General features: G+C 34.3%; 8 protein-coding genes. All 8 read right to left on the bottom strand.

The window, feature by feature from the left end:
• A partial coding sequence (locus ACIQ0D_RS09055; RefSeq protein WP_395804855.1) for an SLBB domain-containing protein occupies nt 1-1,485 on the bottom strand: 1,485 nt, incomplete at its 3' end.
• Between the two features lie 97 nt (nt 1,486-1,582).
• The gene (locus ACIQ0D_RS09050; RefSeq protein WP_395804853.1) at nt 1,583-3,247 is read right to left on the bottom strand and encodes a capsule assembly Wzi family protein; all 1,665 of its coding nucleotides are present in this window, start codon (nt 3,245-3,247) and stop codon (nt 1,583-1,585) included.
• The gene (locus tag ACIQ0D_RS09045) at nt 3,237-4,634 is read right to left on the bottom strand and encodes an undecaprenyl-phosphate glucose phosphotransferase (protein WP_395804851.1); all 1,398 of its coding nucleotides are present in this window, start codon (nt 4,632-4,634) and stop codon (nt 3,237-3,239) included. Before ACIQ0D_RS09045 ends, ACIQ0D_RS09050 begins: the two co-directional genes overlap by 11 nt.
• Before the next feature lie 6 nt (nt 4,635-4,640).
• Nucleotides 4,641-5,753: a DUF1972 domain-containing protein gene (locus ACIQ0D_RS09040; protein WP_395804849.1), complete on the bottom strand. Its 1,113-nt coding sequence runs from the start codon at nt 5,751-5,753 to the stop codon at nt 4,641-4,643.
• Between the two features lie 173 nt (nt 5,754-5,926).
• Nucleotides 5,927-7,075, bottom strand: coding sequence for a glycosyltransferase family 4 protein (locus tag ACIQ0D_RS09035; RefSeq protein ID WP_395804847.1), 1,149 nt, complete (start codon nt 7,073-7,075; stop codon nt 5,927-5,929).
• Nucleotides 7,075-8,982 (bottom strand): asparagine synthase (glutamine-hydrolyzing), encoded by a 1,908-nt coding sequence (asnB, locus tag ACIQ0D_RS09030; protein WP_395804845.1) that lies wholly within the window; start codon nt 8,980-8,982, stop codon nt 7,075-7,077. Before asnB ends, ACIQ0D_RS09035 begins: the two co-directional genes overlap by 1 nt.
• Before the next feature lie 55 nt (nt 8,983-9,037).
• Nucleotides 9,038-9,778: an acyltransferase gene (locus tag ACIQ0D_RS09025; protein WP_395804844.1), complete on the bottom strand. Its 741-nt coding sequence runs from the start codon at nt 9,776-9,778 to the stop codon at nt 9,038-9,040.
• 40 nt (nt 9,779-9,818) lie between these two features.
• Nucleotides 9,819-10,215, bottom strand: a 397-nt coding sequence (locus ACIQ0D_RS09020) for a GDP-mannose 4,6-dehydratase (RefSeq protein ID WP_395804842.1), incomplete at its 5' end; no start/stop codon positions are given.

The following is a 10,215-nucleotide window of genomic DNA, read 5'->3' as shown; positions in this document are numbered from 1 at the left end:
AACTACGTATTGATCGCTTATGAATTCAGATATGCTTTGAATAACAATAGAATCTTCTCTGAGCAAGGGAATATCTTTTAGGCCTTTAACAATTTCAGAAGGTTTGAAGGAAATAAGTTCTTTATCTAGGTTAGGGAGTGTTCTTTTGATGTAGGCACTTTCTAAATAGGCGTCTTCTGTTAAACCTTCTGCCTTTTTTATGAGTGCTGAAAGGCTAAAGCCGGCACTTAGCTCATAAGTTCCTGGTCGGTTTACTGCTCCTTGTAAATTAACTCGGTTTGCATATCTATTTTGAATTGAGCCAATGTGTATGATATCTCCATTTTTAGGTACAAAATTGCTGAACAAATTGGCTGGAACATCTTTTACTTCTCTTTCCTTTTCATTGATTTGATCAATTTTAGCGATGCTTTTATAGGCTATATCTGTAAAGCCACCTGCATATTGGATTAATTCATCCAAATGCTCTTCAGATTTTAGCTCATAAATTGCTGGTCTTTTTACCTCGCCTTTAATGGCTACTCTCTTTTTGTAAACAGGAAAATTGATAACGTCTTGATCTTCAAGGCGTATGTTGCCTTCCATTAGGCCTTTTTGTAAAAAAGTATAAAAATCGACAGTTTTATAAATTTTGTTATTTCTAATAAGTTCGATATTTCTTAGGGAGCCATTCATTGCTGGTCCGCCTGAATGATAAAGAACATTAAAAAGTGTTGCTAAGGAAGAAATTGTATAAGAACCTGGTGTTTTAACCTCACCTACAAGTGTAACTTTTATTGTTCTTGGGTTTCCTAAATTTATACTCACCTGACTTTGTCCGCTATTTAATGCGGGATAGACGGTAGCCATTTTCTTTTTTATGATTGATGTTGCTTGCTCAATAGTAAAACCATTTAAATATACTATGCCAGCATAGGGAATTTGAAGTCTGCCCTCGGGACTAATTTTTGTCCGTACGCTACTTTCATTGAGTCCGGTAAGTAAGATGATTAATTCATCCCCTGCGCCAAGAATATAGCCTTTTGGGGTAGCAACATTAAAGTCGGGATCAAATTTGATGTTTGATTGATTAAAGAAATCGGATCCAAAAATGCTTAAATCAGAAAACTGACCTGTATTTACAGGAGGGATAGCAATTGGTTTTTTAACGACATTTAAGGTGTCTCTGCTAAAGTCAATATCGTCTTTTTTGTTTATTTCAGAGATTTTAACGCCACCTTTATTGAGCCCAAGCACATTAATTCTTTCTTTAAAAAGATTAATTTCTATTGGATCCATGCCTTTTTGCTCCAAAAGTTTGTAGGCGTCTTTTTCAGTTAATCCAAGGTCTTCTATTTTTTTCCATGCCTCTGTAATTTGAGAATCTGAGAGCTGGTTTACTTTAATAGCTTGTAGTTTATCGAGCGATATATTTTGCGCTAAACCTTGTTGAAAGGAAAAGATTAGACCTGTTAATAGTATAATGATTAGAGCTTTGATTCTCATGCAGACTTAGATAAAATTATAGAAATATTACAAATATAAATATTTAATACAATAAGCACTCTTGCTTAAATTTAGCAATTAATAACAAAAAATAGTTTTAAAAGCCGTATGATATTCCAAATCTGAATTCGTTAGGGATAGCCCTGGGTTGTAGATTTGGGCGAATAATGCCTGCTTGTTTAAAATAAGTGGCTCTTACATTAAGTTCATTCAATAATTGAAATTTCGCTTCAACTAGTAATTGTTTTTGAGGAACGTAATTATTGGCAAGGAATTTTGGCTGAGGCTCGGCATAATATTGATCTTCAAGGCTTCCATTTTCGCCTTTACGGATATAATCATATTGTACCCGAGTACTTAAACGGGCGATAGGATTATACTTGAACCATAGGGTAAATCGATCTGCATTCTGGCCTATCCAGTCGCCAAGGCTATAATTCTGATTGGTATAATTTTGTGCTGGGACTAAATTTTGGTATACAAATGGGTTGATTCTTGCATATTCTGTGCCCAAAGTGAGGTAAGGAAGAATAAGATCTGTTATTGATGCACCAAAATTAAAGCCGATTTGATTTCTGCTTTTTCTGCTATTAAATGCTTCTGACATTCTAATTTCATCGATAAACAAACTAGAATATAGATGCGTATTTTTGATATGATTTCTTGATGATGCTTGCAAGAAGAACTGGCCATTGGAGCCTGAATTTATCCGATAACGGCTAGAATATTGGTCGTAAGCCTTAAAGAACATGAGCGGAATGAAGTAACCTGCATCAATTCGATCACTGTAAATTATAGATTCACCGATACTTAAAGATAAGCCTTTTGTTGGGAAAAAATTTAAGCTATGTGTGGCCATAAATTTATGGACAAATAGTTCTCGTTCAGTCCCATAAATGTCGTTTCCTTTGCCGTATGTGCGGTTTGAATCAATAATTGCAGATTGTAGCCATGCATGTGCATAATGAAATTTAAGCCATTTTAAAGGTTGATAATCTAGTCGTATAAAGGGGTAAGCTGGCGCCTTATCCGACATTACTATCCTGCCACTTTCTCCATAGCCCCATAATAAATTATCATGTCCGATACTAATTGAACCATTTTGCCAAGCATAGCTAATATTCCCTCTAAACTTGGTGTAGTTAAGGATTTTAGGGTTTTTATCGACATTTTCAGTCTTAACTATTCCACCTTCATTATTGAATTGTTTGAGGGTGTCGATGCCAGTTCCATTTTCGGTATTATCAGTAAAATAGGTTTGGAAGGAGAAGTTTTTTCCCGCATGTCCCCAAAATTTGAGTCCGTTGCTTTGTTTGATTATGTTCTTTTCTAGTCCCTGTGTTGTTTCTAATCCAAAAACAGCATCAGCCCTTAGCAAAAAATCATTTTTTTTTATGGATAGCATTCCCCATCTATTATTGGCATCTTTTTTAAAAAAGTTTGTCTGCTCTTTTATTTCAGGGCTAAATTCTGAAAATTCTTGCTCATAAAAAGCGAGTTCCTTTTTTTCGGTGGTAGTGAATTTGTGTGAAGAATCTCTAAGAATGGAGAGGCTTTGGGAAATATTTTTTCTGCTTAGTGGCAGAATAAAATCAGAAAGTTCAATATATCCTTTTTGTGCTTGACGGGATAGGAAATCATGAATTGGATGTTTGGGGTTTTCCCAAACAACTTGAGCATTTAGTTCAGTATTGGTAGTTACTATCAGAGAAACTAATAGAAAAAAGATAAAAAATAATTGCTTTTTAGTGTTAATAAGCATTTTGATCTCCTTTTATAGTCAGAATGATAGTTTGCAATATAATTTGACAGTCAAGCCAAAATGTCCAGCTATGGATATAATAAAGATCATAATTAACTCTCTTTTGCATAGAGCCTGGAGCTGAGGTCTCCCCTCTGCATCCATTAACTTGTGCCCACCCAGTAATTCCTGGTTTTACCAAGTGTCGGAGCATATATTTATCTACATTTTGAATGGACGATATATTTAGTGGGGTTACATGTGGTCTGGGTCCAACAACAGACATATCACCTTTAAGAACATTCCAAAATTGTGGGAGTTCATCGATGTTTAATTCTCTAAAAATTTTCCCTAGAGGGGTGATTCGGCTATCGTTTTTGGTAGCTTGTAAAAAGTCGCCATTTTCATCACTTTCCGGACTCCCATGGTACATTGTTCTAAATTTATAGCAAATAATTTTGCTATTATTTAAGCCCCAACGTTCTTGTTTAAAAAAAATGGGTCCTTTGGATGTTAACTTGATTAATAATGCAAAAATTGGCATTATCCAAATTCCGATTAGGATGAAATAGAATAAAGAAAAAATAACATCAAAAAGGCGCTTGAGTAATTTATTACCCCATCTATCTTGAGGTAATGATCGAAAATTAATTACTGGTAAAAGGCCTATTGTGTTGATTCTAATATTACTCGAAGCATAAAGATAAAGATCGGGGATAATTCTAACTCTTTTGGCATGATAGTCACAGGTTTCTATACAGGCACTTATTTGTTCATGCTTTGAGTTGGGAAGTGCAATAATTACTTCATCAACTTCTGTTTCGCTGAGTATGGTATTTAAATCACTTATTTTTCCGAGGTATTTGGAGCCATTGAGTTTTGTATTTTCATCATCAATAAATCCTATACATTTATAGCCATAATAAGTATGAAGGTTTATGGTATCATAAAAATCTTTTGCTGAAGGTGTCGAGCCGACTAATATGATTTGTTCTTGCAATCTACCACTATAAAAAACACTATGTAAATACTTTCTAAATATATATCTAAATAGAATTGATAGGGAAAAGAGTATGGGCAAGTAGATTAATAAGAAGTTATTGTTTAATACAATTGTATTTCTAAAGAAAAATAGAAAAGATGTTAATACTATGGCAAAGAGGATTATGGTTACTAAAATGTAAATTATTTCTTCTGCGAATCTATTTGATCTAAGATCTTTTGATAAACCTGAAACCGTAGCTGCTGTATACCAAGAAATCATTGAAATTATTATGAAAACTAAAGAATCTTGACTGTTGGTTAGGACTCCATAGCTAAAATAATCCGCTATCAAAAAAGACAGTATGAGTAGAGGGGTATCAATTAAATGTTTAAATCCGTTATAAAGAAAATAAGGTCTCGTCATGGAGAATTATGCTCGCGTTTTATTAGTAATATTATTCATTGCTAACTGATAAGCTGTTGTAACAGAATCCCAGTTGTATTTATTAGTTAATCCAGAGGCAACTTCAATTTTAAGTTTATGCACCAATTCTGGTTTACTTTCAAGTAAATTAAAAGCGTAGTTTAATGATTTTGTATCCTCATCAAAGAATAGACCAAGTTCACCATTTTTTAGCATTTCTTTATTAAATTTTGTATTTAAAGCAAGTATTGAACAGTTATTAGACATGGCTTTTAGCATTGCAGGGTTTGTCCCACCAAATTTATGTCCATGAATATAAGTAAAACAGTTTTGATATAAGGCCATAAGTTCCTCATTATCTCGAACATAGCCAATAAAATTAACCTTATGGCCTGCATTTTTCTTTAAAGATTCTGCATAAACATCTTTATAGGGCACGTCACCAACTACAACTAGTTTTTTTTGAGAGTTAGATTCTAAATATGCTTTAATAATCAAATCAGCATTATTATCGGGGATTAAACGCCCTACAATGAGATAATAGTCGTTCTCAAGTATATTAAAACGCTTGAGAAGGGAGGCGTCTGCTTTTTTATAGCTTGGGGCTCCGTAGGCGATAACTGTTGAATCTTTATTAAATTCCTCTAAATAAACATCTCGCATGGCCTCTGCATCGGTAATAATGAGGTCATATAATTTTGTTGCCAATCGCGCTGCAAAGCGAAAATACCTTGATCCTAATCCTTTCCATTTTGGTCTTAGCCATTCCAATCCATCTACATTCATCATCGTCTTTTTGCCCGTTAATTTTGGAATCCAACCCATCGGACCAGCAGCAAGGTTAACCACAAGAATTACGTTTACGGTGCTAAAAGTGGCGTGGATAATGGATAAAAAGGAGTGAACAATTTGGTTTAATGATTTAGTTTGTATGGTTGGGATATAGTGCAGGTGAATGCCATTAACAATTGGTGGACGCTCATCGAAAAGATTTTTTTGACAATAAATATGTACTTCCACCCCATTTTTGACTAAACGCTCACTTAACTCTTTAGCAAATGTTTCAAAACCTCCATAAACATAAGGATAGCCGCGTGTACCAATAATAGCTACTTTCATTTGATTATTTATTGGTTTAATGTGGTTTTGGTTTAAATCATGAATGGAATAAAATATTCAAGATTTTTAACATGAGATTAATTTAATATCAATCAATTCTTCAAAAATATTAAATAATTTACAGAATTTGAAGTGCAGATCAAATCATTTCATTGATCAATGAAATTTGGGTTTTAAACTTCTTGATAAAGAGCTAATATTTTTTCTTTGTGAATTTCTAAGTTGAAATTGCTCTCTAATCTATCAGTGGATCTTAATCCAAATACTTGAATCTGATCTTTATTATTTAGGAAGAATTCAAGTTTTTCGGAAAGATCATTCGGACTCTTATTTTCAAATAAAAAGCCATTCCAAGCATCCTCAATTTGTTCGGCGGTACCTCCTAAATTAGATCCAATTACAGGCAAACCCATACTCATGGCTTCCATAATTACGCCACCAAATGGTTCGGGTTCTCCTGAGGGCAATACAAACACATCAAATGATTTATAAAATGGAAGTGGATCGTTTAAATGTCCTAAGAAATGAATTCGATCTTCAAGTTTATATTTCTCTATTAATTTCTTGAAATCTTCTTGTTGTGATTCATAGCCCGGCACAAAATCTCCGATTAATATTGCTTGAATATTTTTACCTGTTTTCTGGCTTAATAAGCCTATGGCTTCAATGAGGTATTCTTGTCCTTTTCTGATTAAACGAATTCTTGAAGTACAACCAACAATGAGGTCTGCATTTTTTAATTTTTGTTGTAATTCGCTAGAGCTTGTATTGGTTTCTGAGACTTTTGGAATTTCAAAGCCATTGTAAATTGATATCACATTTTTAGAATTTCCAAATTGGACCGCCATTGCCTTAGAAACACACACTACCTTGTCTGAAAGAGCCGTCATATAAGCAGAATAGAGCGGCCAAAATTGTTTAAAGTCGCCGAACCATTCTCGAATATGCCAAATGTGTTTTTTGCCTTTAAGCTTTGTTGCTAGGGCAGGGGCAGGAACTACCCCGGAATTGGTGTGCACAACTTCAATTTGATATTTTTTGATGACTTTACCCAAATAGATGATGTTCTTAAAAAAGGCTAAAATGGTGCTTAAAAAGAATTTTAATTTAAACGACTTTCTTGTAAAAATGTAGAGGTCTTGATAAACTAATATTCTATCTGAAGGGATACTCTGAATTAAATTTTTGTAAAGCTCTCCTTCTTCTGGTATTAAAACATATAGATTATGATTTTCATTGAGAATTTTCGTCAATTTCAGAAGAGAGCGGCTGGCGCCGTACATATCTCCACTATGCCCAACTAAAAGGATATTTCTCTTCATTAATTAAATCCAAATTTAGTCTCATGTTGCCTATACCATTCTAAAAAGCAAAATAAGTTCCAAACTAATCGATTATTGGTGCCAGTTTTTTGCATGTTATAATCTGCCCAAAGTTGTGTAATCTTTTCACTATTTAGGTAAGGATTATTCTTTAAATTTTCACTTGAAAATAAATAAGAAGCGATTTCTGAAAGACTTGAATTTAACCATTTTTCATTTGGCGTTAAAAAACCGTGCTTTGGTCGTGTAGAAATCGATTCTGCAATTGCTGAAGGAAGTTTCCTCTTCAAGAGTTGTCTTAAATAGTTTTTAGATTGAAACAGCTCCGAATTAAAGTGTTTGGAAGAAGCAATTACTGCTTCAACAAGCTCATGATCTAAAAAAGGAGTACGTGCTTCTACACTGCAGGCCATCATCATTCGGTCTGTTTTAACCAATAAATCGTCCGGCAGCCAGGTAAGTAGATCAAGCATTAGGCTCGACTCAAGTTTGCCTGCTTTGGTATTAAATTCTTGTAAAAAGCTATGAAATTGTGTTTCATAACTGTTATTGGACTTCTTGTTTGGGCTTAAAAATTGTTGACTTAGCTCCGGACTCATAATGGAGGTCCAGCGCGATGTACCAGTATCTCGTTTAAACGAATTAATACTTTTTAGTTTGTTTTTGATTTTATCGAATTTATGAACTCCAAGATTTGAAATTACATTAAAAAGCATTTCTGCGCCTTCAAAAGGCAGTTTACCGAGTCCGTAGTAATATTTTTCATATCCGTAATGTTCATAACCATGAAAAAGTTCGTCGGCACCCTCACCAGATAAAACAACTTTTACATGTTTACCTATTGATTTGGATATGAGGTAGGTAGGAATCATTGCCGAATCACCGAATGGTTGGTCGGCATGAAATACCGATTTAGAAAAAACATCACTGCTTATTTCTTCCAGATTAAGACTAATTAAATCAATATCGAGTGCATCACTAACTTGTTTGGCGTATTTTGATTCATCAATCGATTCATCTGCGAATCCAACATTGAAAGCTTTTACCTTTTTGCCTGCAAGTTGTTGCATGTAGCAGGCCAATAAGGATGAATCAATGCCACCACTAAGTAATAGACCAATATCAACATTTGCAATAAGTCTGTATTTGATACTCTTTTCGATGAGATGATCAACCTCCTCTAAATCAGGGAATTGCTTTCTTTTTCCTACATGATCGAACAAGTTCCAATACGTATTTGCTTTCTTTTGTTTACTTTTTTGTTGGTAAGTAATGATTTCTCCGGGTTTAACTTGAGATACATTTTTATATATAGTTTGAGGCCCAGGAATGTATTGAAGAGATAAAAAGTCATGAAGACTTTCTTCATTTATTTCAAGGTTAATATCGCTAAAAGCGTGAAAAAATTTGATTTCAGAGGAGAAAATAAGGACTTCATCATTTTCAAAAAGGAATAAGGGCTTTTTGCCAATTCTGTCGCGTGCAAAAACTATTTCATTTGTTAAAGAATCATAAATTACTAAGGCAAACATTCCTCTTAAATAGGTACAAAAATCTTGTCCATATTGGGAATAAGCTGCTAAAATTACTTCTGTATCGGTATTTGTTTTGAAAGAATATCCTAGATTTTGTAGTGATGCTCTAAGTTCTTGATAATTATAAATTTCGCCATTAAAAACGATAACAAAACGATTGTTGGAGCTTTTGAATGGCTGATTTCCAGCAGTTGAAAGGTCAATAATTGCTAATCTTCGGTGCCCAAAGCAGATTTCATTTTCCGACCATATTCCTTTATTGTCGGGCCCACGGTATTCCATTTGCTCGAGTGCTCTTCCAATTGGTTCAATATATTGGGAGATTAAGCCTGGATTGTTTTTTTTAGATATTACCCCGATTATACCACACATAATTAGAAGATTCGGGTTTTAATAAAATCCATTTGCTTACAAACAAGTTCATTCTTTATTTACGATTCTTGATTACTTTCGCTGGAACACCTCCTACAATGCTGTAAGGTGGGACATCCTTGGTTACTACACTACCTGCGGCAATAACTGATCCACGGCCAATAGTAACACCCGCCAAAATCACGGTATTTGCGGCAATCCAGCAGTCATCTTCAATTTTTACAAATTCTCTTTTAACGCCTTGCTCTTTTATCGTTAAGTCGGGGTGGTCAAATAGATGATTTTCGGCATAAATACTTACTCGAGGCGACATCATAACATTATCTCCAATTTCGATATACCCAGAACAACCAATATAGGAATAGGGGCCAATGCTAGAATTATTCCCAATTTTTAGTCCCTCACCAATTGCCGAACCATAAATATTTGTAGGTCTGATAATTGCATGTTTACCAATAGTTACCCGATCGCCAACTACAATACCTCGATAGGTCATGCAATTTACTTCGGCATAATCTTCAACAATAAAATCTCTGCCAGCACTTAAATGTCGTGCATATCGAATTGATGCACCTTTCCCAACCATAACCCAGCCACTAGATTTTTTGAAGAATAATCGCTGGAACATTCCACGCATCATAAAAAAAGAAAGCCTAAAAAGGGTGGAGATTATATCGGCGCTTGCCCACTCAGAAGGAAACCGTTCAAGGATGAATTTATATCGTTGTAAAAATGAAGTTTCTGGTTTCATATCATTTTGAAATGGAGTTTGAATTGATGAGCCTCCATTTTTCATTTATTTTATAAATAACCTAAAAGAACTGAATCTTTCTAAATTACAAAAAGGAATTCGGACTTGAATAGTTTGAATAATTTAATTCATACTCAATCATATTCTCAATGATTTCATTAAGCCCTAGTTTTGCCTTCCATTGTAATTCATCATTTGCCTTACTTGGGTCGGCTCTACCTATTTGAAGATCAGTTGGTCTTCTAAGTACTTCATCTATGACCACATGATTTTCCCAATCAAGGTCTAAAGCTTTAAAAGTAATATCTATGAACTCTTTAAGGGTATGGCTTTTTCCTGTGGCAATAATATAATCCTGAGGTTGATCTTTTTGCATCATAAGCCACATGGCCTCAACATAATCAGGAGCCCAGCCCCAGTCGCGTTCAATATTAATATTGCCAAGGCTGATTTTATGAGATTTGTCGCGATATATTTTGCAA

Origin of the sequence: Daejeonella sp. (assembly GCF_044342615.1) — a bacterium.
Classification (GTDB): Bacteria; Bacteroidota; Bacteroidia; order Sphingobacteriales; family Sphingobacteriaceae; genus Daejeonella.
The sequence above is the reverse complement of the archived record's forward strand: the minus strand, read 5'-3'. Positions and strand labels throughout refer to the sequence as shown.

Coding starts and splice junctions, on each gene's coding strand:
- ACIQ0D_RS09045 (WP_395804851.1), bottom strand. CDS start 4,634: ATGACGAGACCTTATTTTCTTTATAACGGATTTAAACATTTAATTGAT.
- ACIQ0D_RS09025 (WP_395804844.1), bottom strand. CDS start 9,778: ATGAAAAATGGAGGCTCATCAATTCAAACTCCATTTCAAAATGATATG.
- asnB (WP_395804845.1), bottom strand. CDS start 8,982: ATGTGTGGTATAATCGGGGTAATATCTAAAAAAAACAATCCAGGCTTA.
- ACIQ0D_RS09035 (WP_395804847.1), bottom strand. CDS start 7,075: ATGAAGAGAAATATCCTTTTAGTTGGGCATAGTGGAGATATGTACGGC.
- ACIQ0D_RS09040 (WP_395804849.1), bottom strand. CDS start 5,753: ATGAAAGTAGCTATTATTGGTACACGCGGCTATCCTTATGTTTATGGA.
- ACIQ0D_RS09050 (WP_395804853.1), bottom strand. CDS start 3,247: ATGCTTATTAACACTAAAAAGCAATTATTTTTTATCTTTTTTCTATTA.